General features: G+C 37.5%; 23 protein-coding genes. 2 read left to right on the forward strand and 21 right to left on the reverse strand.

The window, feature by feature from the left end:
- Positions 1-21: 21 nt before the first annotated feature.
- On the reverse strand, positions 22-354 hold the full coding sequence (locus tag AC4PG8_RS04435) for a hypothetical protein (RefSeq protein WP_003761100.1): 333 nt from the start codon (positions 352-354) through the stop codon (positions 22-24).
- A gap of 51 nt (positions 355-405) precedes the next feature.
- Positions 406-1,335: a diacylglycerol/lipid kinase family protein gene (locus tag AC4PG8_RS04440; protein WP_010990601.1), complete on the reverse strand. Its 930-nt coding sequence runs from the start codon at positions 1,333-1,335 to the stop codon at positions 406-408.
- Positions 1,336-1,512: 177 nt separating this feature from the next.
- Between AC4PG8_RS04440 and AC4PG8_RS04445 the strand changes: the two genes are divergently transcribed.
- The gene (locus AC4PG8_RS04445) at positions 1,513-2,502 is read left to right on the forward strand and encodes an NADPH:quinone oxidoreductase family protein (protein WP_492170067.1); all 990 of its coding nucleotides are present in this window, start codon (positions 1,513-1,515) and stop codon (positions 2,500-2,502) included.
- Between the two features lie 33 nt (positions 2,503-2,535).
- Here the strand turns inward: AC4PG8_RS04445 and AC4PG8_RS04450 are convergent, their stop codons facing one another.
- A complete protein-coding gene (locus AC4PG8_RS04450) occupies positions 2,536-3,186 on the reverse strand; it encodes a GntR family transcriptional regulator (RefSeq protein ID WP_003761094.1) in 651 nt (216 codons plus the stop codon).
- A 34-nt stretch (positions 3,187-3,220) separates the two neighbouring features.
- Positions 3,221-3,973: a hypothetical protein gene (locus AC4PG8_RS04455; protein WP_185505356.1), complete on the reverse strand. Its 753-nt coding sequence runs from the start codon at positions 3,971-3,973 to the stop codon at positions 3,221-3,223.
- A gap of 160 nt (positions 3,974-4,133) precedes the next feature.
- On the opposite strand from AC4PG8_RS04455, the gene AC4PG8_RS04460 reads away from it, so the two are divergent.
- On the forward strand, positions 4,134-5,252 hold the full coding sequence (locus AC4PG8_RS04460; protein ID WP_185540224.1) for a GntR family transcriptional regulator: 1,119 nt from the start codon (positions 4,134-4,136) through the stop codon (positions 5,250-5,252).
- A gap of 13 nt (positions 5,253-5,265) precedes the next feature.
- On the opposite strand, the gene AC4PG8_RS04465 is transcribed toward AC4PG8_RS04460, so the two are convergent.
- The 17 genes from AC4PG8_RS04465 to AC4PG8_RS04545 form a co-directional block, all read right to left on the reverse strand.
- Positions 5,266-6,294: a glycoside hydrolase family 76 protein gene (locus AC4PG8_RS04465; RefSeq protein ID WP_492170068.1), complete on the reverse strand. Its 1,029-nt coding sequence runs from the start codon at positions 6,292-6,294 to the stop codon at positions 5,266-5,268.
- A gap of 3 nt (positions 6,295-6,297) precedes the next feature.
- Complete coding sequence (locus AC4PG8_RS04470) at positions 6,298-7,551, reverse strand: ABC transporter substrate-binding protein (RefSeq protein WP_185547087.1); 1,254 nt, start codon at positions 7,549-7,551, stop codon at positions 6,298-6,300.
- Positions 7,552-7,571: 20 nt separating this feature from the next.
- Complete coding sequence (locus tag AC4PG8_RS04475) at positions 7,572-8,447, reverse strand: carbohydrate ABC transporter permease (protein ID WP_160465179.1); 876 nt, start codon at positions 8,445-8,447, stop codon at positions 7,572-7,574.
- An 11-nt stretch (positions 8,448-8,458) separates the two neighbouring features.
- Complete coding sequence (locus tag AC4PG8_RS04480) at positions 8,459-9,349, reverse strand: carbohydrate ABC transporter permease (protein WP_010990596.1); 891 nt, start codon at positions 9,347-9,349, stop codon at positions 8,459-8,461.
- Positions 9,350-9,365: 16 nt separating this feature from the next.
- A complete protein-coding gene (locus AC4PG8_RS04485) occupies positions 9,366-10,664 on the reverse strand; it encodes a glycoside hydrolase family 125 protein (protein ID WP_492170069.1) in 1,299 nt (432 codons plus the stop codon).
- Positions 10,665-10,816: 152 nt separating this feature from the next.
- Positions 10,817-11,806 carry a lipoate protein ligase LplA2 gene (gene lplA2, locus AC4PG8_RS04490; protein WP_492170070.1) on the reverse strand — a complete coding sequence of 330 codons (990 nt, stop codon included), beginning with the start codon at positions 11,804-11,806 and terminating at the stop codon, positions 10,817-10,819.
- Positions 11,803-12,684: a metallophosphoesterase gene (locus AC4PG8_RS04495; protein WP_185540232.1), complete on the reverse strand. Its 882-nt coding sequence runs from the start codon at positions 12,682-12,684 to the stop codon at positions 11,803-11,805. The genes lplA2 and AC4PG8_RS04495 overlap by 4 nt, the downstream gene beginning before the upstream one ends.
- A gap of 65 nt (positions 12,685-12,749) precedes the next feature.
- Positions 12,750-14,006 carry a GTPase HflX gene (gene hflX / locus AC4PG8_RS04500; RefSeq protein ID WP_492170071.1) on the reverse strand — a complete coding sequence of 419 codons (1,257 nt, stop codon included), beginning with the start codon at positions 14,004-14,006 and terminating at the stop codon, positions 12,750-12,752.
- 326 nt (positions 14,007-14,332) lie between these two features.
- Positions 14,333-14,953, reverse strand: a complete 621-nt coding sequence (locus tag AC4PG8_RS04505) for a flavin reductase family protein (protein WP_492170072.1) — start codon at positions 14,951-14,953, stop codon at positions 14,333-14,335.
- A gap of 9 nt (positions 14,954-14,962) precedes the next feature.
- On the reverse strand, positions 14,963-15,571 hold the full coding sequence (locus AC4PG8_RS04510) for an alpha/beta hydrolase (RefSeq protein ID WP_185510435.1): 609 nt from the start codon (positions 15,569-15,571) through the stop codon (positions 14,963-14,965).
- 7 nt (positions 15,572-15,578) lie between these two features.
- Positions 15,579-16,538 carry a ring-cleaving dioxygenase gene (locus AC4PG8_RS04515; protein WP_185485116.1) on the reverse strand — a complete coding sequence of 320 codons (960 nt, stop codon included), beginning with the start codon at positions 16,536-16,538 and terminating at the stop codon, positions 15,579-15,581.
- Positions 16,535-17,425 carry a VOC family protein gene (locus AC4PG8_RS04520; RefSeq protein ID WP_492170073.1) on the reverse strand — a complete coding sequence of 297 codons (891 nt, stop codon included), beginning with the start codon at positions 17,423-17,425 and terminating at the stop codon, positions 16,535-16,537. The genes AC4PG8_RS04515 and AC4PG8_RS04520 overlap by 4 nt, the downstream gene beginning before the upstream one ends.
- A gap of 126 nt (positions 17,426-17,551) precedes the next feature.
- Positions 17,552-18,532 (reverse strand): ABC transporter permease, encoded by a 981-nt coding sequence (locus tag AC4PG8_RS04525; protein WP_492170074.1) that lies wholly within the window; start codon positions 18,530-18,532, stop codon positions 17,552-17,554.
- The gene (locus tag AC4PG8_RS04530; RefSeq protein ID WP_492170075.1) at positions 18,525-19,430 is read right to left on the reverse strand and encodes an ABC transporter ATP-binding protein; all 906 of its coding nucleotides are present in this window, start codon (positions 19,428-19,430) and stop codon (positions 18,525-18,527) included. Before AC4PG8_RS04530 ends, AC4PG8_RS04525 begins: the two co-directional genes overlap by 8 nt.
- Positions 19,402-20,223 carry an SGNH/GDSL hydrolase family protein gene (locus AC4PG8_RS04535; RefSeq protein WP_185505321.1) on the reverse strand — a complete coding sequence of 274 codons (822 nt, stop codon included), beginning with the start codon at positions 20,221-20,223 and terminating at the stop codon, positions 19,402-19,404. The genes AC4PG8_RS04530 and AC4PG8_RS04535 overlap by 29 nt, the downstream gene beginning before the upstream one ends.
- A gap of 142 nt (positions 20,224-20,365) precedes the next feature.
- Entirely contained in the window at positions 20,366-20,869 is a 504-nt protein-coding gene (locus AC4PG8_RS04540) for a hypothetical protein (RefSeq protein WP_003731229.1), read from the reverse strand.
- Between the two features lie 28 nt (positions 20,870-20,897).
- On the reverse strand, positions 20,898-22,898 hold the full coding sequence (locus AC4PG8_RS04545; protein WP_492170076.1) for an ABC transporter ATP-binding protein/permease: 2,001 nt from the start codon (positions 22,896-22,898) through the stop codon (positions 20,898-20,900).

A 22,898-nucleotide genomic window follows, 5' to 3' on the forward strand; every position in this document is an offset into this window, starting at 1 on the left:
CTTTGCTGCGCCAGCTTCTTTTTATCCTAATTTTTCTGGTTCACCTCGGCTTTCTAATACTTTTCTGACCGCTTCAAGCCATTTCTTTTGTTTATTTACAACAAATTGATACTTCACACCTGAAATCATATCTACTTCTAAAATGTTGGATAATAACTCTTTTCCAAGAATTTTTGTTCGGACTCCGCGAATTTTAGAGACGCGGTTCAGTGGAATATTGATTTCTTCGTCAAAGTAATCATTTGGCTTGTGGACAATGTAAGTTTCGGTCAAATAAAGCTTCCCAGGGACCGCTTTAAAACCATTTTTCGCATTGGCAAGACCTTTATGAATGACTTCTAATTCCTCTTCCATAAAGCTTCTCATCTCCTTATTCTTCTACATTTATAACAACAACGCTAGCTGTTACTTTTTCAGTATGAATGGACCGAAGCGCTTCTGGCTGCTTTTTTTAGGTGCGAGGATGTTCAAATGGCTTCCAAGGACTTCAATCTCGGCTGGAACGCCTGGACCTGGATCGCCGTCCACATTAATGCTTAAGTCGTCCCCGCTTGCATCAATCGTTAATTTCTTCGTTTTAATATAAACAACGCCATCGCTATTTTTTAAATTACCACGAATTAATTGCGGAATCATATTTGCCGCATCAAGTAGTCCTAATTTAGTTAACACGACGACATGAAGATAACCATCATCGATTTTGGCATCGGGAGCCCATGATTCCATTCCGCCGACTGATTTCGTTAAGCCAGCCACAACAAGCGCTGCCTCACCTTCCCATACTTCCTCGTCATATTCTAGTTTAAAATGAAGTAGTTCATTGCGGTTAAATGCTTTTAAGCCTTCTAAAAAGTATGCTACTGAACCAAATTTCGTTTTTTGTTCTACGCTCACTTGGTCAACGGCTTGCGCAATCATTCCAATCGCTAATACGTTCATAAAATATTGATCGCCAATTCGGCCGATGTCCATTGGAATTGCTTTTGCTTTTTCAAGCGCTTGAATCGCTTTTTCGGGTTTTAGCGGTATTCCTACTGAACGCGCCAAATCATTGACGGTTCCAAGTGGAATAAAGCCGAAATCTGGTCGTTTTTCATGGATTGCTAAACCATTTATAGTTTCATTTAGCGTTCCATCACCGCCCATTGCGATAACTGCGTCAAACCCTTGTTCCGATGCCCAAGACGCAAATTCAGTTGCATCTCCTGCTTTTTCTGTTAAACGTACTTCTACTTCATCATATCGTTTTTTTAAGACTTCTTCTGTTTTTCCTTGATACGTTTTTCCTTTTTCTTTACCTGATGATGGATTCACAATCAATAGTGCCTTACCCATCGCACTCACCCTCTCTTGCAAAAAAATTCTATTTATATTTTCACACATAATATAGGCATCTTCACTACTATAGTTTACCTTGAAATAGGGATTTGTACCAGTCACAGCCTTGAAAAATGCCGAAAAAAGTCGTAAAGTGAAGATGAACACAAAATAGAGTTGTGGAGGAATTTATTAATGAAATCATTTCAAGCGCTTTTCATTGAAAAAGAGGCAGACAATACTTCACTTCATTTTAGAGAAACTACTTTAGATAACTTACCAGAAAATGAAGTAACAATTGAGGTTCACTATTCTGGTATTAATTACAAAGATGGGCTGGCAGTACTTCCTGATGGAAAAATTGTGAATGAATATCCTTTTATTCCGGGAATTGATGCAAGTGGTGTCGTTGTTGAATCAAAATCAGATCGTTTTAGGGCCGGTGATGAGGTTATCGTAACAAGCTATGATTTTGGTGTTAGCTATTTTGGCGGTTATAGCGAAATTATCCGCGTTCCTGCTGAATGGGTGGTCGCTTTACCAAAAGGTTTATCGCTCAAAGAAGCTATGGTACTAGGAACAGCAGGCTTCACAGCAGCGCTCTCGGTCGATGCGCTGGAATTTAGCGGCGTAACACCAGATGCTGGAAAAATCGCTGTGAGTGGCGCTACTGGCGGCGTTGGTAGCCTTAGCACAGCCATTTTAGCTAAAAGAGGATATTCAGTCGTAGCTTCTTCAGGAAAAAAAGACGCAGAAACATTCTTACATAAACTAGGCGCGAAAGAAGTCGTTCCCCGCGAAGCATTCCAACCAGAAAAAATCCGCGCTCTAGATAAACAACTATATGCAGGGGCGATTGATTGTGTTGGCGGAAAACCACTTTCGTACTTACTAACTGCTGTAAAATACGGCGGGGCAGTAACGACATGTGGTATGTCAGCGGGTGGAAAATTAGATACAACTGTTTTCCCTTTTATCTTGCGTGGGATTCAACTTTTTGGTATTGATTCCGTTCTTTGTCCAATGCCAAAACGAGAACGCATCTGGAAACGACTTGCAACAGATTTTAAATTAACTAATTTAAATGAGCTTGCTACTGAAATCAATTTTTCTGAATTACCAGCTGCCCTTCACCAAATCATGAATGGCGGAATAACCGGAAGATATTTAGTAAAAATAAAATAAAGCATTGTCCCCGTCAAAAGGGACAATGCTTTTTTACCGATAAGCGACTAATACATGTGCATCAATAACTTGATCAATAATCGCCATACATTCGTCGTAATTTTGTGCTTCAAGCGCATCGATAAAACGCTGAATATTAGCGATTGTTTTAACACAAGCGTTTTGAGCGATTTTAATTACTTCCTCATCACCAAACTCTTGAATATTATTAAAAAAGTCATTGCTAATTTTTAAGTAGTAATTATTTTTCATATAGGTTAATAAATCATTAACAAACCATTTTTCATATTCAAAATAAACTGCTGGATCACTTGGTTCTACATCACGTTCAATTTCTACTAACTTAGCGACTACGCGCATCTTATTAAAACTGATTTTTTTAGTACGAATTTTTTGAATGGCTTGTTTTAAAAATAAACCAAGAATTTCAGTCATTTCAAAATAACGTTCTTTATTAATAATACTGTCCCGAACAAAAGCGCCGCGGAAATCATTATATTCCACATATCCATCTGCAGCAAGCATCCCGATTGCTTTACGAATGGGCGTCCGGCTAATACCAAGCTGCTCTGATAACGTGTTTTCTATTAAGCGATCACCTGGCTTTAGTTCCCCGTTTCTAATCTTCTTTTTAATTTCCCGATAACAAACACTTTCTCTAGTCTCTTTGCGTTTGGTTGTCATTACTTTTCCTCCTAAGTATGCCTAAAAAATTATGTTATAAAAAGGACCGTGATGTAATAATCTCTTTCAAAAAATCGTTTTCATTCACTTTTTTCTCCATCGCCAAAAAGGGATGGTAACTCGTATTTTCTGTGACTAACATAGCTGTTTGAATAGCAATTATTTCTTTTGTTAGTTCTTGCTCTTTTTTTGCATTTATTTCTGATTTAGAACGAATAACTGACATAATCGTAATCCCGAAAAAATACAATACTATTGCCATAACGATAATGATCACTGCCGCAATGAGTCGTTCTGCTACATTATTCATTAAAAATAGAAAAGACCCGCCTAATATAGCTAAAAATGCAGCGATAAAAACGCCTATCATCGTACTAAGGGGCTTATAGTTCTTTTTCTCTTCCGCCATTTCAGAGTGAATAAACCGAAGCAGTTTTTCTAAGTCATCTCTTGAGCTGAAGCCACTTTTTTCTAAATAAGCAAATAATAAATAGCGACGCATAACTGCTAACTCTTTAAAATTACGCAACTGATAACGGGTTTTAATAAATTTTTTCGCCCGATTATAAATCAATAGGTAATAAAAAAGTGGAATACAGAGTAAACTAACCAAAATTACTGGAATAAAAAAACGATTATCCACTAAATTCATGACTATAACATTACCAACAATTAAAAGCAGCACTAATAAAAAAAACGCTCTCCAAAAACCTTTCATAAAGCTATGTATTAAATTCCAGCTACTAAGTTTTTTAAAATAAAAATCGTTTAATTTTTTTATAGCCATTTCTACACCTTTTCCTTTTTTTCCTAAATTTAAGTTTAACATGAGTCATCCATTTATTAAAGTTTGTAAAGAGATTTTCACTTTTTTATCGTAATTAGTTTACATTATGCTTAAAATTAAATATAATTAATATTATAAAATATATTTAATGGGTGAGTAAATGAAAACACTACTATATCAAAAAGTTTATGATCAACTAAAATTATCCATTCAAGAAGGCAAGATTCCTGTTGGTAGCAAAATGCCGACTGAAAATGAATTAATGGCTCAATTTGATGTGAGCAGTATTACGTTAAAAAAAGCGCTGGAATTATTAAAAAAAGATGGTTATATTTCAAGGCGCCCTCGTGTCGGCACTTTTGTTATTAATGACTCGCCAAATAGTGAGCAAATCGAAACGAGGAAGTTCGATAAACCACTTTTTGGTTGTATTATGACGAATTTCGACGATACTTTTGGAACGATTTTATTATCCGGTATGCTAGAGCACAGTGACTCTAAAGCTCATATTATTGTAAAAAAATCACTGGGAGATACTGAACGAGAAGAAGAAATACTGCAAGAATTTATTGAAATGAATGTTGCTGGGATACTGATTTTACCTGCTAGTTCTAAATTTGTTTCACCAACTTTACTGGAGCTTGCTTCTCAAAAATTCCCTTTAGTTGTGATAGATCGTACGTTAGAAGGTTTACCAATATCCTCTATTAGTTCCGACAATACAGAAGCTGGTCGTATTATTACAGAGAAATTATTTGAACTTGGCCATAAGCACATTGGAATGATAACGTCTACTAGTCCAGTTTCTACGCTTGATAGTCGAGTGAATGGTTTTATTCGCGGACATGCATCTTTCCATACCGCTTTTCATTCTGATTATGTTTTTCGTGAAATTGAATCAGTAATGCCAAATTCAACGGTTTCGATTCAAACAGATATTGATAAAATTGCTCATTTTTTAGAAACACATCCAGAAATTACTGCCCTTGTAGCGACAGAATACAATATCGCCCTTTTGATAAAACAAGCATGTAATAAGTTAGGCAAATCTATTCCTACTAATTTATCGGTGGTTTGTTTTGATCATCCAGATAATTTTTTTGATACCTCCGCATTCCAATTTACACATATAAAACAAGCACAATATGAAATAGGCGTTAAAGCAGTGGATATGCTGTTAAATCAAGTGCTTAAACCAGATACGATAAATAAAGAAACTTTACCTCCAATGCTTGTAGAAGGAGATTCAGTCGAGCCACTAAAAAGCACCTCCAAGTAGGAGGTGCTTTTTTTTAATGTTCTAATTTTGCAGCCATTTCAAGTGCGATCATTCCACTTAATTCTGCTGAATAAGGAATTTTTCCAGAAGGTTTTTCTTTCCAATTCATCCCCATTAACAAATATCCATCTACTTTTGCGCTTTCAACGAGTATTTGACAACTATTTAGTACAAAATCTCGGTAAGTTTTATTCGCCGTTTCTTCTATTAAATCTGTAAAATATCTGTAAAAGATTCCTTTGAAAAGCCCTTCGTCTCCGCCATTTCCTTCATCTTTAAATATACCATCTTCTGTTAATTCTTTTAATGATATATCCGCAGTTTTATTCGCTGTGTCTAAATATTTTGCTTCTTTAGTGATACGGTATAATTCTAAATTAGCTCCAATATACACACCTTGGTTATAAGTAAATTTCCATTCATAATCAATGGATCCGTCTTCTAAACGATTAATTCCATCTTCAACAAAACCATCTTCACGTACAAGTACTTTAGTTTGCCATTCATAGGTCTTCATTGCCCACTCTAAATATTTCGTTTCATTAAGTTCATTATATAGCCAACAAGAAAGAATAATGAACGGGGCATTCACGGGTGTATTTTTATAATACATTTGTGGTCGACGCCAAGCAAAGCCACCGCCCATGATGTCGTTCCAACCAGTATCCACTAAATCCTGCCAAACCAACTGTGCATCTTCTAAATAAATTGATTTTCCAGTCGCTTTATATAGACGATAAGCCGCAAGTGCGTTCCAAAGCATATCATCATAAAAATCATGAATAAGTGTTCCACCATTTCTTTTTTTATTATGCTGATATGTTTTTTCGGCTACCTCCAAATCCGCTTGTTTTTTCGTGCGTAAGTAAGCATCTAATCGTACTTCCACCAAGTGAGCTAGCCACCAATAATTAAAAACCTTATTATCTTCTTCCGGATTTTCTGTCGGATAAAAGTTATTTAAAAATTGTTCTTTTGTATCCGCAAGATAAAATTTTTCTAAACTTTGTTGAGCTAAATTTGCATATTCGGACCATTTCATCGTTTATTTATCTCTCTCTTCTTTTAAAATTTGGTTTCCTTCTTTTTCAGCTTGTGATAAAGCTTTTTCCGCTGAAATATTACCATTCATGAATTTCTCAAATTGAGGTTTCATTGCTAAACCTTCTACATCTGCATAACCTGCCACAGTCGGACGGATTTTAGCATATTTCATTGTATTTACAAAAACAGAATAATTGGGGTCTTTTGTAAAGTATTCATTTTCAGCAGCAATTTTATTCGCTGGTAACCAACCACTTATTTTGGCAAATTCTACGCCATTTTCTGGTTTTGTTGTCCACCACTTCATAAAGTCCCATGCGCCGTCTTTATGTTCAGCTTGTTTAGGCATTACTAATCCAAATCCGCCCATGATAGCGCCTTTATCGCCATTTGGTCCTTTTGGTGGTTCTACTACACCGTAATCAAGATTCTCTACTTTATTATAATCTGCTAAAGCCCATGGACCGTTGTATGTCATTGCTTCTTTTCCAGCTGCAAAAGCATCAGAACCATCATCAAAACCACGTTGGTATACTTTTAAATCATTTTGCATTTTATCCCAGTAATTAAGTACTTCTAATCCTTGTTCTGAATTGAATGCCGTTTTTTTATTATCAGGAGTTACTAGTTCGCCACCTGCTTGCATTAAATATAAGTTAAACAAGCCAACATCTTGAAGCGACATTCCTGCTTGCGTCATTTTATTTCCATCCCATTTCGTTGTTTTTTGCGCAGCGGTTGCTAATTCATCCCATGTAGTTGGTGGTTTTACGCCAGCTTCTTGTAATAATTTTTTATTGTAAAATAGAATTCGGTTATCATTTAATAGTGGTAAACCATATAATTTATCACTATAGGTCATTTCTTTCACCGATTCTTCATAAAAGTCATCCATCTTCACGTTGTCTTCTTTGACAAGTTTATCTAGTGGTTCAAGCACTCCTTTTGGTGCATAAAGAGCTGTTTGATAGCGATCCCACATAATAATATCAGGGAGTTCGCCACCTGCAATTCCGGTTAATAATTTTTCTTCCACATTTTCTTGCATTACATATTTTACTTTATATTTATCTTGTGACTTATTATAACTATCGATTTGTTTCTCTAACTGTTTAATCTGATCTCCTGACCAAGAGCCCCACATAACAATTTCTTCTTTTCCGTCCTTATCCTTACTACTGTCTGAACCTCCACCACAAGCCGCTAAACTGAGTAACAACACCATACTAAGAATTGCTAACAATACTTTTTTCATCCTATACACTCCTTTTTAGTTTATTTACCGCCATTATGCGCAATACCTTCTACAAAATATTTTTGTGCAAAAATAAAAACAAACAATACAGGAATGGTGGAAACAATTGTCCCAGCCATTAAAGCCCCATAATTGGCACTTTCGTTATATTGAAAGGAAGCAAGTCCTACTTGAACAGTCATCATTTTTTGCGAATTAAGAACTATCAACGGCCACATAAACTGATTCCAACCAGCCTGAAATGTCATTATTCCAAGGGTAGCAAGCGCTGTTTTAGCAAGTGGCATATAGATTTTCCAAAAGATTTTAAACTCCGAACAACCGTCTATTCTTGCAGCTTCAGAAAGTTCATCTGGCAAAGTTTCAAAGAACTGTTTCATGAAAAAGATCGAAAACGCTCCAGCAGCTCCTGGAATCAAAATTGCCCAGTAAGTATTAATAAAACCCATTCCACCATGGCCAGTAATATCATTACCACCCATCAACGGGAAATTCTTTAAGACTAAAAACGATGGAATCATTGTTACTACAGCCGGAATCATCATACTTCCTAAAAATGTCATAAAAAGACCTTTTTTCCCTTTAAAAGGTAGCTTAGCAAAAGCATAACCTGCTAGTGATCCAAAGAATAAATTAGTGAGCACTCCACCAACTGCAAGTATTAAAGAGTTGACTAGATAGCGGGCAAATGGGGTTGTACTAAACACATCTTTGTAATTATCCCAAGTAAACATTTTAGGAATTAAATTCATGCTATTACTTAAAATTTCACTCGTTGGTTTAAAGGAAGTAGATACTGTCCAAATAAGCGGGAAAACAGTCACTAAACTAATTAGAAGTACTGCAATATACCAAATGAACGACTTGCTCATTTTTTTTAATTTTATGGTGTTCATACCAACCCTCCTTAAGCTGTCCTATCTTCTTTATTCACACGCATATTAATAATCGAAAATACTAGTATGATTAAAAATAGTACAAAAGAAATTGCGGATGCATAGCCCATTTTTAATCCCCCAAATCCTTCATTATAAATATAGTAGACAAGTGTAATCGTTGAGTTTCCAGGACCGCCTTTTGTTAATACATATGCTTGATCGAACACCTGAAAAGCATTGATAATTAGCATCGTTGTTACGAGAAAAGTAGTCCGTGAGAGGGATGGCCAAGTGACATAACGAAACGTTTTCCATCTTGAAGCGCCTTCTATTTTAGAAGCTTCATATAAGTTAGCTGGGATGCCTTGAAGTCCAGCAAGAAAAATCATCATATTAGTTCCAAATGTCATCCAAACACTCATCATCACAATCGCAAACATCGCCCAGTTCGAATCATAAAGCCATGCAGGACCATTAATTCCAAACCATCCTAAAACACGATTAATCAAACCATACTGCGGATTAAGCAACCAATACCAGATAGTCGCTGTGGCTACCGTAGAGCATAATACCGGCACATAAAAAAATGTCCGAAATAAACCTGCTCCTTTTTTATTCATATTAATCAAGATAGCAGCTCCAAGCGATGCTACAAGACCAAGTGGTACAAACAAAGCTGTGTAGATAATCGTATTCTTTAATGAAATGAGAAAATAAGGATCTCTAAACATTTTTATGTAGTTGTCAAAGCCGATCCAATTGGGAGAATTAACAATATCATAATCTGTAAAACTGACAAACAGAGCCATTCCAATTGGAAGAATCATAAAAATTGCCAGTAATAAAACTGGAAGCGCAATAAAAAGGTAAGCCATTCGTTGTTGATGTATTTGAACAGATTTATTTCTAATCGTTGCCATCATTAAGCCTCCTTTGTTAGTTCTTTAAAACATTTGCCATTCGAAATCCAGCTACATCAAGAATTAATTCGCAAAACATCATATTTGCCCAGGAAAACCATTCACGCGTAAAGTCTTCCGGATGGTCTGGATGAAACGATTCATGCATTAATCCAGTTCCCGCATCCGTTCTTAACAACATTTGTAAAATCTCCAGTTTTTCTGATTCATCATTTGCAGTGAGTCCTTGAATCGCCAGTCCAATTGGCCAAATATATCCTGTTGGTGTATGCGGACTACCAATTCCTTTTGCAAGCTCACCTTCAAAATAATACGGATTTGATTTACTTAAAATAAACTTACGCGTGTTCTGATAAATTGGCGACTCTTTCTCAAGATATTGGATGATTGGCATAGAGAGTAGACTTGGAACATTGGCATCATCCATCAATAATTGATTTCCAAGCCCATCTACTTCAAATGCAAATATTTCACCGAAAGTCGGATGATTATATGTACCAAATTTTTCAATTCCTAATTGAATCTCATTTTGTAAGGTAACTGCTTGTTTTATCGTTTCTATTTCGCTTGGGTAAAAAGCTTCTATAATTTCTTTGACATAACCTAAAACTACTACTGCAAACATATTTGAAGGAATAAGGTACCCATATTCGCAAGCATCATCACTTGGTCTAAATCCTGACCAAAGCATACCCGTGTAAGCAGTTCCTGTTCCTAATCCGTTCCTTTTTAAAGTATCAGAAGGAACACAGTCCAGCCGTTCAAAACGATAAGGCGATTTTGTTTCATGATGTTGTTCTACTTCCCATAAAGCAAAAATTGTTTGTAACATCTTAAAGAATGCAGCGTCAAATTGTTCTGTTCTTCCAGTAATTTTCCAAATAAAATACGCTAATTGAATCGGATAGCATAACGAATCAATCTCATATTTTCGTTCCCATACTTGTGGATGCATTTCCGTTTTATCAGCTTGATGCCCAGCTCCATTTGGCGTTTCATTGAAAGCGTTAGCATAAGGATCAATTCCAACTAAACGGACTTGTTCTTTGCTAAGACCAATCAACATCGACTCAATTTCTTCATTTTCTTTAGCGAAAAGCAGGAACGGTCGTACTTGGCATACGGAATCACGTAACCACATCGCTGGAATATCCCCTGTTAAAATAAATGTGAGACCATTTTCCCTGATTTTAATGGTGGTGTCTAATGTGTTTTCCATACACTTTTCATACATGTCAGCTAATTTTTGATTATTTAATTCTTTTTTTATTTTTTCGGTGCTTGTTTGTATAAAAGCGCGGTTTGCGATAACCAAATTATTCACTCCTTTTAATTAATTATACTTAATTAGTATTTATCATATTTAAATAATACTATATATATTTAATTTCTGTCAATATAAAAATGAAATCGTTTTCTTTTATACACAAAAAAACTCTGAGAATCTATATCTCAGAGTTTTAATCCTTATTCAAATAACATATCTAATATCGCTTCTTTTTCAATATTACCAAAATAAGCTTTTGTATTTACGTTTTTCCAAGCATTTTGGACTGCTGCTCGCTCAAAACGGCAACCGATTAATTTAGCTGCTAACTCACTAACATCTTCTGTACCAAAGAAATCACCATAAATTATCGCTTCAGCCACTTGCCCTTTATTTAAGGATAGCTGAAATTCGATAGTGCCGGCGGGAAATCTTTTTTTGCGTTTGATGGTTGCTTTTGGGGATTTTCCGTAACTCCAGTCCCAATTCCGATAGCGCTGAGTGCGTAATTTTTCTATTTCGATTTTATCTTCCGCGGTGAAATTATATTTCGGTATATCTGTCGTTTCAAAAATCGACTCAAGTAAAATTTGCTTAAAGGTTTGAATATCCATATCTTCTGCTAAGTGCTCGCGAATAGTTGTCACACGGCTGCGCACAGATTTAACGCCTTTAGATAAATATTTTTCTGGATCGACTTGCAGTGCTTGTTCTAACATAGATAAATCCACATCAAAAAGTAGCGTTCCGTGGCTATAAAGTCGCCCTTTCGTCGCAAATTGCGCATTACCGCTTATCTTTTTGCCGTCCACCTCAATGTCATTTCTTCCGCTGAGTTTGGCATTTACACCTAATTTTTGAAGTGCTTGAATAACCGGTTCTGTGAATCTGGCAAAGTTTTGAAAACTATTCCCATCGTCTTTTGTAATCATACTAAAACTAATATTTCCTTCATCGTTGTAGACTGCCCCGCCACCCGATAACCGGCGCAAAACATCGATATTATGTTCTTTTACAAAGGAATGATTAATTTCTTCTAATGTGTTTTGATTTTTACCAACAATAATCGTTGGCTTCATTCGGTAAAACATAAAATAGGTTTCATTTTCATCCAAAAAACGGAGCGCATATTCTTCCATTGCAAAATTATATGCTTGGTCAAGCACGTCTTCATTGTCTAAATAAATCAATTTTCTCTAGCATCCCCTTTTGCTTTAAGCGTAATTCGAATGATTTCTGGATCATTAAATAGACGCGGCAGCTTAGTAACATTGCCTAAACCACGACTGACGATAAGCGATTTTCCGCCAGCTGAGTGAATTCCCGCTGTCCATTTTGGCATAAAGCCTTGTCCTGGTGCAAAAAGTCCTTCTGTGAGTGGTAGTCTAAATTGACCGCCGTGCGCGTGACCAGACAATACTAAATCAACCGGATAAGCTTGATAAAGTGGCCAAAATTCTGGACGATGGGCGAGAAGAATCGTAAAGTAGTCCGGGGATAAATTAGCTGTCGCCTCATCTAGCGCTTCTTTTAATGCTTCTTCTTCCCAAACTTGTTTAGGCAATTCTTTCTCGGCCCAATCATCTCTAACAAATCGCGGATCTTTAACACCAGCTACCATGATCGCCGCACCATCTTTTCTCAGAAAATAGCGTTCGTTTTCAAGGACAGCTACATGATGTTTTTCCATGTCCGCTTTAAAATCTTCATAAAATGCGCTTCTACCTTCGTGGTTTCCGCTCACATAAAAGACCGGAAATTCTTTTGCTAATTTACGGACGACTGCCATTGTTACAAAAGGAGACTCGTCACCATCAATCATATCTCCCGTTAAAAAAACAGCATCCGGCGCTAGTTGATTCACGATACTAAGCAAAGGATTATTATATAAACCAAAACTCGCACTATGCAGATCAGACAGCTGAACAAAAGTCGCGCCGTCCCATTCTGCCGGAATTTTATCTGATACTATTTCATAATCTGTTACGGTTAAATGTTTGGTTGACCAGTATGCATATCCTGTGAAAGCAGCAACTGCACCAAGTATACCCCATCCAGTTTTTTTCATAGCTAGAAATCTCCTCACTAAATTTGCTGTATGTTTCATTATAGCAAATTCAGCTGGAACTCGCTTTACTCAGCTACTTGGTATTCTGCTAGCTTCTGTAAATCGGCCGGACTAACTTCAGCCACAATTTCTGTGCCGTTTTCCAAGTATTCAGTAGCTAAAACATCTGCATGATCGTTTAAATAAGCAACAACATTCCCCGCTTCAAACGGAATTAAAAAGGTCGCTTTTTCATAGCTAGCAAAAAGTTCTTTACGAATTACTTCGGTTAGAAATTCCAAACTTTCTTCTTCGCGCGCTGAAAAGACAATTGTATTTTCCGTTTGCTTAGGATAAATTTCTCCTTCTATCAAATCTGCTTTGTTGTAAGCATAAATAACTGGAATGTCCTCCACACCAACAGCTTTCAACGTTTCTTCAGTGGTTTTCATCATTGTTTTATAATGCGGATCGGAATAATCTACCACATGTATGAGTAAATCTGCATCGCGTGCTTCTTCTAGTGTGGAGCGGAATGCTTTCACTAATTGATGCGGAAGTTTGCTAACAAAACCAACTGTATCTGTGAGTAAAAATTGCTTGTTATCCGGTAAAACAATTTCGCGCACACTTGTTTCAAGCGTAGCAAACAGCATATCTTTCTCAAAAACTTGTTTGTCCGCAGTTTCGCTATAAGCACGTACTAAACCATTCATCGTCGTTGATTTTCCAGCATTGGTATATCCAACAAGTGACACCACAGGAATCTCATTTTTCTTCCGTTTGCGACGACGAACTTCGCGGTCATCTACGAGCATGTCTAGTTCTTTTTGTAAATGGCGGATTTGATGTTTGATGGTACGACGGTCGGTTTCGATTTTCTTTTCACCAGAACCACGGTTGCTGAGTCCGCCTTTTCCGCTTTGTTGGTCCATGTCTTCCCCTTGTCCAAAAATTCGCGGTAATTCATATTGTAATTTGGCGATTTGGACTTGGAGTTGAGCTTCTTTAGTTTTTGCTCGGTTTGCAAAGATAGCGAGTATTAGCCCAGTCCTATCCATTACCTCAAGCTCGAGCGCTTCTTCTAAATTCCTAATTTGCGACGGCGAAAGTTCATCGTTAAAAATAATCAAGCGGGCATCCTGCATTTCTGCTAAGCCTTTGATTTCGTCCACTTTTCCTTTTCCAACATAAGTAGCACGATTTTCACGATCGATATTTTGTCGTAATTCGCCCACTACTTCCATATTATTTGCAGCCGCTAAATTGGCTAATTCTTCCATTGAATAATCAAAATCTTTTTGTTTTTGGCTAACACCAACGATTAATACATTTTTTCCCATAAAAAAGGACCTCCTGAAATAGATTCAGCGCGGTCAGGGTTTTTGAGTAGATGAAAACACAAAAACAGCATCAAAAGATACTAGCTTGCCTTTAAATGAAAGTATTTCGCCTTCATTCTACCCATATTTATTTTGGGTGCCATACATGCACGCAAGACCAATCCCGTTACCCATACTAAATAAGCATGGATATTCCCGCACTATTAAATTAGTTGCATAGATTTTTTGGGAAACGTAGTCTAATATAACGCATGATGGGCAACCCTCCGTTCAATTTAGATGCCCCTAGTTTAACATGATGGCCTTTGTTTCGCAACTATTTCTCGTTAGTTTGGCCTTTCAATCCGAAAAATCTCCCCAAGATTCGTGTAGTCATTCCCGGCCAAACGAGCAACCGGCGCAAGCTTTTCTGGTAAAATATAGTGATGCTTTTCGTCAAACACTTCATCTGCAAAATCGTACGTCAAAATACGTGCCAGAATTAAATCAGAAACAACCTCATCAGCGTCATTCTTAATTGGAATAATTTGTTCTAGTTTAGCTGTAAGGACGATATTGGCCTCGGAAATCTTCGGAGTTTTCATTCCAGGAACTTGCTCTAAATGCAAGCTTGTCTTATCGATTTCGCTCACATCTGGTGCAAGTCTTGCCGCAGTTTTATTCATTTCTTCCACAAATTCCTCGCTAACAATATGGATGTTTAATTCTTGCGTAAAAGCCGCATTCCTCGCTGTATCTTTTTGCTTGCCATCTGCGCGTTGAACCGCAATCGATACTATTGCCGGATCACTCGAAACGACATTAAAAAAACTGAACGGGGCGGCGTTAACCGTCTCCCCGTCTTCAGCAAGTGTTGTTACAAAAGCAATTGGTCGTGGAATAATACTTCCTGTTAAAAATTTATAGTTTTCTTTTTGGGATAAATCTGCACTTTTAAAAATAGCCATTTATTTACCTCATTTCTGGTTGTTTTGATACCATTTTTTCGCTTCTTCAAGTTCTTCCATCGTAAGCGAATGTCCAGCCGCGGTCCAAACTGTTTCGACTTTCGCGCCCCGTTTTTCGAGGATTTCTACTAATTCTTCGGATGCTTTTGCGGTAATAAGTGGATCATTTAAGCCCGCTGACAGAAATACGTTGCGGTGGCTAATTGAAAACTCGGGTTGTTTATTTCCAGCTGGCATCGCGTGAAACAAAATTGCTTTATGAAAACTATCTTCTGCTTGTAGTAGCGCGTTGGCTGCAATATTGGCACCGTTCGAATAACCTACCGCAATCATTCGTTCAAAATCCAGTTGATATTGCTCTGCTAACTCGCGTGTCGTCTTGATTAATTCTGCAGTTTTAAGCTCCAAATCCTCTAAATCTAAGCTGCCATCATGAAACCTTTTGAAAAATCGATTTGCTCCGCTTTCTTTAATATCACCGCGTAATGATAAAACAGCAGCATCACTATTAATAAATTCCGCTATTTCAACAAGCGACTTTTCATCGCCACCTGTCCCGTGAAGCAGTAATAACGGTGCTAAATCGTTATTTTTTCCAGGAATAAAAATGTGTTCCATACGTTTTTCAGCTCCTTTTCGTATTAATTGGGCGGACCATTTTTTCAATTTCAGCTCGTTTTGGTTCTAAAAATGGAGGTAATGCCAATTTTTCACCAAGTGTTTCGTATGGTTCATCGCCTGCAAAACCCGGACCATCTGTTGCGAATTCAAATAAAATTCGTTCTGAAACTGGTACATATAATGATTCAAAGTAGAAGCGGTTTACATAGCCAGAGTTGGGCGCTTCGATTGTATTCATACGGTCAATCCATTTTTGCAATTCTTCGTGGTCTTCTACTCGGAAAGCTACATGATGTACACCGCCGTAACCTTGCATTGCAGCTGGAATATCGGTACGTTCTTCCACAATCACTTGCGCCCCGTTTCCGCCTTCCCCCACTTCGTATAAATGAAGCCCATCTTCTTCTGTCACTTTTCTGAAGCCAAAAATAGTTTGTAAAATTGCTTCCATATTTTTGAGCGAAACTACTGTTAAAAATACTGGTCCTAAACCGTAAATCGCATATTTTTCTGGAACTGGTCCTTTTTTCCAAGGTGTTCCTGCTGCAACTCCTTCGTTATTTTCATCAGAAATCAGTTGTAATTGTTGGTCGTCAAAGTCTTGGAAGGTAAGATATTTTTTGCCAAATAATGTTTGGATGTCGCTATGCGGAACTTCTAATTGTTCAAAACGGTCAAGCCAGTATTCAAGCGCTGCATCACTTGGTACACGGAAAGATACACGAGAAATACTGTCTGTGCCGTGACGTCCTTTTGGTAAATTAGGGAAGTCAAAAAATGTCATATCCGTTCCTGCTGAACCTTTGTCATCGGCGAAAAACAAATGATACGTATGAATATCGTCTTGGTTGACGGTTTTTTTCACTAAACGCATTCCTAAAACTTCTGTAAAAAACGCATAATTTTTCTCCGCACTACTTGTCATTGCTGTTACGTGGTGAATTCCTTTTAATTCTTTAATCATGATAAATCTCCTCCAAAAAAAGTTTCTATTTCTGTTCTTTTTCCTTCTAAAAAGCTTGGTAAGGCTAAGTGGTCGCCCATTGTTTCAAGCGGTTCGTCAATAGCAAAACCGGGGCCAGCGCTAGCAAATTCAATTCTCAAGCCACCTGGTTCGCGAATATAGAGACTTTTAAAATACTCGCGGTCAACGAATTCTTCAATTTTCAAGTCGTTTTTCACTGCTAAATTATGAAGTTCATCAACAGCTTCTTTCGTTTCTAAAGTATATGCAATATGATCGATTGTTCCGCGTCCTGTGCGGGATTTTTTGTCTGATTTAGTAGCGTAAAGTTTCATAAAACTCATTTCACTCTTATCTACTATTACCCCATTCTGTTGCTTTAACCCAAAAAGCTCTGTGAAAAATTGACTAGATGCAGCTGGGTCCGGTACGTGATAGTCTGCGCCGATAATTCGAACGATTTGTTTTTCGACTGGTATATCGGTGTGGATGGTTGGGTTAGAAATGGTTTCTGGTATTTCCGTTAGGATTATGCCCATTGTATCGGGATCTTGTAATCTAAAAGTCTGGTCTTGTTTTTTGAAAGAAATGGCAAAATCGTTTAGCCTTTTTTCCCAGTAAGAGCTTGTGTCTTTTGGTATTCCAAGGGTGATATTACCGAAAAAGGCGCGCTCGTTGTAGCTTGAGCCGATGCGAGGTACTTCGAAAAATGTTAACAAGGTACCGGGGCTTCCTGTATAGTCCCCGTAAAATAGGTGGCGCATGTGAATATTGCTTTGATTTACTGTATTTTTTACGAGCCGTAGCCCTAATATGTCTGAATAAAAATGATGGTTCTCGCTAAATGATTTGGTTAGCGCGGATACGTGATGAATGCCTTTAATCATTTGTTTGTACCTCCTTCTTGATTACTAACTATAGTTTATAACTAAACTATTAAAAAGAAAAGTTTTATGCTCACAAAAAGTAAGTAACTTTTAATGGACGCAAAAAAGAGCGCCATTAAGCGCCCTTTAATACACGTCTCGTTTTGTGAAAATAAAATAGGATAAGATGAAAGCGACTACCATCCACGCGGTTAACACGAGCATCGAAAAACTTAATGTCATTCCTTCAACTGGTGGACTGGAGCCGTTTAGATAGTTGGTAAGTTGTAAATTAACCATAAATAAATATTTCGCGCTTGGCCAAGAGCTGACGAGATTGGTTAAAATCGTTCCGGTAATGAGTGAAGCAAGCATAATTCCCATTACGGCAGCTGTGGAGCGGACGAGCACCGATACAAACATTGTTAACACTCCGACCACGACACTGACAAACCAGGCGAGGCCAAATTCCATGAGTAGTAATTGCCAAACCGGCAGTTGGTAAACATCTGTTGTTGTCACAGCACCATCTTTCATGCCAAATCCGGTGAGAACTGGTGCGTCCCAGCCACCGTAACCAAACACAATTCCAGAAATCAGATAGGCAATAACGGCAGATAATACCATAATCGCGGAAATCGAGAGCAACATCGATATATATTTACTCGTCAAAATCCGCCATCGCTTCACAGGCCTTGTCAGCAGGAATTTCATCGTTCCCGCACTTGTTTCAGCACTGATTAAGTCAGCTGCTATAACCATGATAAAAAGCGGAAACAATAAACTAATTCCATTTTCGACAAACGTTTTTAAGAAAGTTGGTGCTCCAGGTGCATTTGGGTTGATGTCATAATCCAAATAATATTGTAGTTGCCCGACAAGCACTTTGAAATATTTTTGATATTCTTCTGGCAGTCGCCCTGTGCCAAGTCGATTTTCAAGGTCGACAATTTGTTGCTGGGTTTGCACATGCCAATCGCTTGTACCAGCTTGCTTTTCGTCTTCTTGATGCTGCCGGAACTGTGCATACGTAAAAATCGCTACGATAATTGCCACTAGCGCCAAAATAACAATGAGTCGTTTTTTACGCCAAAGTTTTAATTGTTCATTATAGACTAAATTAATCAATCGAATGACCTCCTGTTAACTCAAGAAATAGGTCTTCGAGAGATGGTTTTTTCTTGTCGATTTCATGGACTTGAATGCCTTTTGCAACCAACTGTTCGTTCCATTCGGCGCTATGTTCGTTCACTGCGGTCACGAGATATTCGCCGTCCACTTCGACTTCGGTTACACTTGCCAAAAATGCTTTGGCTTGTTCAAAAGGAGTCGCCAGCCAGCGTAATTGTGCGCGGGAGCTAAGGAGATGTGAAACTTGGTCGGTTTTAATAATCGTCCCGTCTGTCATAATCGCTACTCGATCACATAAAAGCTCAATTTCACTTAATAAATGGGAAGACACAAGCACGCTAATTCCTTCATTTCTGGCAAGCGCACGGATAAAGTCGCGCATTTCATGAATTCCAGATGGATCGAGACCGTTTGTTGGTTCATCAAGAATTAATAATTTCGGATTCGAAAGTAACGCTTGAGCAATGCCTAAACGCTGGCGCATACCAAGTGAATAAGTAGAAACTCGGTCATTTATTCGTTTTTCTAGCCCCACTAGCTCGGTTACTTCCTGAATACGTTCTTTTTTTATCGAGGGATCCATTCGGGCAAAATACGCCAAATTTTCTTGCCCTGTTAAAAATGTATAGAATTCCGGATTTTCCACGATAGAGCCAAGACCGCGCATTGCTTCGGTGAAATTTTTCCGAATATCTTTCCCACCAATTAAAATCATTCCAGATGTTGGTTTAATCAGCCCCACGATCATTCGAATCGTAGTTGTTTTGCCCGCTCCATTTGGTCCTAGAAAACCGAATACTTCTCCTGGTTGTACTTCAAAAGAAATCCCTTTAATAATTTCTCGTTTGCGGATTTTTTTATGCAGGTTAGTTACTTGAAGTGCTAGCTCCGTCATCGCCTTTTCCCCCTCCCGTCTGTATCACTTCTGTCACCCGATTACCGATAAACTGGTATCCCGCATGATTTGGGTGGAATTTATCACTTGCTAAATAAGACGCTCCATTTTGCTGAAATAAATCAAAGGTTGGAATGTAAATAATGTTTTTCTCATTTTGTGATAGATTTTGACTCTCTAAATTCCATTCATTCGCAACAGCCGACATCTCACTCGCATTTTCTAACGACATAAACGGATTATAGAGCCCAATATGAAAAACTGGCGCGGATGGATTTAATTTTCGTATCGTTTGGTAAATTTGTTTTAAGTTATTCGTGTAGCTTGCTTCGGCTTGTTTAATCGCATCACTTTTGAAATCATCAAGTGCTTCCCCGCCGCGAAATAAATCATTGCCGCCGATTGTCATTAAGACTACATCAGCTGATTTTATTTGATTCTGTACTTCTTTTTGTTCCAATTGTTTGAGTAATTGTCCTGATTTCGCCCCGCTAATAGCAAGATTGACGTTCTCGACATTTTTCTCTTTTTGTTTATAGAAATTTTCCACAACCCGAACATACCCACCGCCTTCTGTATCACCAACGCCATATGTAAGTGAGTCGCCGAGTGCAGTTATTTTAAAGGTATCTTGTTTTTTCGTTACAGTAGTATCTTTTTTGGCAGCTGAATTTGTATTATTTGCTTGATGATTTTTTTGCCCGTACCAAATTGACGCTACACCAACAACACTAACAACTAGCGCAATAACGGAAAAAACGAAAAGAATTTGAACCGTTCTACTCTTCTTCAATGACTACCACCCGCCTTTTTCTTGAGGTTTATTTGTCCCTAAGTATAGCATATTTTAAAATGGGAATAACGATATAGCGTTTTTAGTAAATTTATCTGATATTAAAAAACACTCACCCCTAAAGGTGAGTGCTTTCTTATTCTTATTCCGCTACGATTGCTTTCGTTAAATCATCGACAAAATCTTGTTTGTTTTCTGCTTTCGATGCTTCCGAAATAGCGTCAATATCTTTCGGTTTATCATCCCAACGGCCAGAATCTGCTGTTACCGCAATATGGATACTTTTATCTTTATTATCATTCATAAAAGTGGTTACGTTTTCTGGAATATCATCGGACTGTACTGTAGTGAATAGAACTACTTTGTCATAATCATCTGCTTTTACTTTGTCTAGTTTTGTTGTATCGATAATCGAAACATGTACGTTTTTGCCTTCCATGTCTTTTTTCACTTGATCCATTACGCTGTCTTTAAATTTACTACCTTGAGTTGCCAGCAATACGTGATCTCCTGTAGCTGATTTGTTTATTTCGGCATTTTCAGTAACGTCCATTGATTTAATAAAACGGTAGGATAGCATCACTCCTGCAAATATGACTACGGCGATTCCTACGACGATTAAGCTGATTTTTAGTGGTTTTTTCATGTTAAATTCCTCTTTTCTGTTAGTTGGGTCATTCTGATCTTAAAGCTTCTGCTGCATCTAATTTTGCTGCTTTATTACTTGGATAAATCGAGAAAATAAAGCCAATTGTAATTGTTATTGCGAGTGTGACAAGGAAATTCCAGAACGAAATGTGAATCATATCTTCAAAACCAATGTTCGTTTCTAAAATAGGACTCGCTATTTTTGCAATTGTCACGGCGACAAGACTTGATAGTACATTTGCTAAAATAATAATATAGCTTGCTTCCATCATGAAAAGTCCGCGAATATGACGTTTTCGATAACCAATTGCTCGGAATACCCCGATTTCTCTTGTTCGTTCAACCACACCGATATAAAGCACAATAGCAATCATCACGCCAGCAACAGCCAGCGAAAGACCTGCAATAAAGGCAATCAAGTACACAATAATATCGGTAAACTGGCTAAATGTATCTACGAAAGCATTCGCATTAGTAATCGAATAATTCGCCCAGTCTTTGTCATCCTCATATTTTCCAACGATTTCCTCTGCTTGTGCTGTTGTTTTTGTAAATGCATCTACAGATAAAATCGGTTTTTCAATACCAGTTGTTTTAATAAAATCATTCATTGTTTTTGTAGAAACGTCAAATCCTCTAGCAAAACCTTCTTTAGATGGATTTGTAATACCAGAAATGATTGTTTCTATTTTGACCGTATTTTTTGTATCGCTGTTTCTTCCGGCATAAACTAAGGTTATTGTTTTACCAATGAGTTTATCGCCGTCACTTTTTGTTAAATCATCAGAATCCTTTTTCCCAAGAATAGCTCTTGCTACATTAGAAGGGATAACTGCTCCTGCTTCATCACTTGTCACCATTTTCCCGCTTAGAAGATATTCATCTTTGACAGTCAAATCTTCATAGCGTGATGGCTTAAAGTTGGCTTCTTGCATTTCACCAGAAATACCTTTCAAATATTCGCCATCGTATTCAAATTTAATGCCTTGGACAGTAGTTCTTTCATAAATTTCAGTAATGTTTTCATCTTCATACAATTGCTTAATTTTCTTAATTTCACTACTCGTTAATGGAGTAGTCGGTTCAGGTGATTTCGAGCCACCATCTTCTTTATAATAAGTCGTAATCTGGTTAGGTGAAAAAGTCGTTCCAAAAATCTTTGAAAGACTTTGATTCACTCCATTTCCAAGCCCGAATGCTAATAAAATAGCGATAATTCCAATCGAAGTCCCAAGTGCTACGAGCAAATTCCGAAACTTTCTATTGAAAAAGCTTTTAAAAGAAATTTTAGCAGTCGCCCACCAGTTTAGACGTAACTTTTTTTCATTTTTGTGGCTCACTCTTTGGACAACTTCTTTTTTCCGTTCAAATGAAATTACTTCTCCATCTGCTAGTCGTAATACTGCATCGGTTTGGTCTGCAATATTTAAATCATGCGTGACGATGATGACTGTCGTTCCTTGTTTCGCTAACGTTTTTAATAGCTTAATGATTTCCTCTGAAGTTACACTATCAAGCGCTCCAGTTGGTTCATCTGCAATAATCATATCTGGATTGTTGGCAAGCGATCTCGCAATTGCTACCCGTTGCTTTTGTCCACCAGAAAGTTGCGTTGGTTTTTTACTAGCAAATTCGTCTAATCCAACTTGTTTCAGCAAATCTAGCGCTCTCGCATTTCGGTCACTTTCCGATAATTCGGCATTCAAATATAAAGGAACTTTGACATTTTCAATAACAGACATATGGTTAACTAAATGAAAGCTTTGAAAAATAAAACCAATATGATTAAAATGATAGGCGTCTAAGTCTATATCTTGTAAATCAGCGCCATTGTATAAAACTTGTCCGGAATAGTCGGTATCTAGCCCACTAATAATATTCAGCAAAGTGGACTTACCGCTACCGCTTTTCCCGATGATTGCCGCAAATTCCCCGTCTTGAATCGTCACATTAATATCTTTCAAAACAGGAGTCTCGTTTTTCTTTCCAAGCTTGTAAGATTTTTTTAAGTGCTTAATTTCTAACAT

Source organism: Listeria sp. MAN/IMW/UF555 (assembly GCF_058684075.1).

Bases quoted from the DNA above. Each gene is read 5' to 3' on its own strand.
- AC4PG8_RS04435 (WP_003761100.1), bottom strand. From the start codon at position 354: ATGGAAGAGGAATTAGAAGTCATTCATAAAGGTCTTGCCAATGCGAAA.
- AC4PG8_RS04440 (WP_010990601.1), bottom strand. From the start codon at position 1,335: ATGGGTAAGGCACTATTGATTGTGAATCCATCATCAGGTAAAGAAAAA.
- AC4PG8_RS04445 (WP_492170067.1), top strand. From the start codon at position 1,513: ATGAAATCATTTCAAGCGCTTTTCATTGAAAAAGAGGCAGACAATACT.
- AC4PG8_RS04450 (WP_003761094.1), bottom strand. From the start codon at position 3,186: ATGACAACCAAACGCAAAGAGACTAGAGAAAGTGTTTGTTATCGGGAA.
- AC4PG8_RS04455 (WP_185505356.1), bottom strand. From the start codon at position 3,973: ATGGCTATAAAAAAATTAAACGATTTTTATTTTAAAAAACTTAGTAGC.
- AC4PG8_RS04460 (WP_185540224.1), top strand. From the start codon at position 4,134: ATGAAAACACTACTATATCAAAAAGTTTATGATCAACTAAAATTATCC.
- AC4PG8_RS04465 (WP_492170068.1), bottom strand. From the start codon at position 6,294: ATGAAATGGTCCGAATATGCAAATTTAGCTCAACAAAGTTTAGAAAAA.
- AC4PG8_RS04470 (WP_185547087.1), bottom strand. From the start codon at position 7,551: ATGAAAAAAGTATTGTTAGCAATTCTTAGTATGGTGTTGTTACTCAGT.
- AC4PG8_RS04475 (WP_160465179.1), bottom strand. From the start codon at position 8,447: ATGAACACCATAAAATTAAAAAAAATGAGCAAGTCGTTCATTTGGTAT.
- AC4PG8_RS04480 (WP_010990596.1), bottom strand. From the start codon at position 9,349: ATGGCAACGATTAGAAATAAATCTGTTCAAATACATCAACAACGAATG.
- AC4PG8_RS04495 (WP_185540232.1), bottom strand. From the start codon at position 12,684: ATGAAAAAAACTGGATGGGGTATACTTGGTGCAGTTGCTGCTTTCACA.
- hflX (WP_492170071.1), bottom strand. From the start codon at position 14,006: ATGGGAAAAAATGTATTAATCGTTGGTGTTAGCCAAAAACAAAAAGAT.
- AC4PG8_RS04505 (WP_492170072.1), bottom strand. From the start codon at position 14,953: ATGGCTATTTTTAAAAGTGCAGATTTATCCCAAAAAGAAAACTATAAA.
- AC4PG8_RS04510 (WP_185510435.1), bottom strand. From the start codon at position 15,571: ATGGAACACATTTTTATTCCTGGAAAAAATAACGATTTAGCACCGTTA.
- AC4PG8_RS04515 (WP_185485116.1), bottom strand. From the start codon at position 16,538: ATGATTAAAGAATTAAAAGGAATTCACCACGTAACAGCAATGACAAGT.
- AC4PG8_RS04520 (WP_492170073.1), bottom strand. From the start codon at position 17,425: ATGATTAAAGGCATTCATCACGTATCCGCGCTAACCAAATCATTTAGC.
- AC4PG8_RS04530 (WP_492170075.1), bottom strand. From the start codon at position 19,430: ATGACGGAGCTAGCACTTCAAGTAACTAACCTGCATAAAAAAATCCGC.
- AC4PG8_RS04540 (WP_003731229.1), bottom strand. From the start codon at position 20,869: ATGAAAAAACCACTAAAAATCAGCTTAATCGTCGTAGGAATCGCCGTA.
- AC4PG8_RS04545 (WP_492170076.1), bottom strand. From the start codon at position 22,898: ATGTTAGAAATTAAGCACTTAAAAAAATCTTACAAGCTTGGAAAGAAA.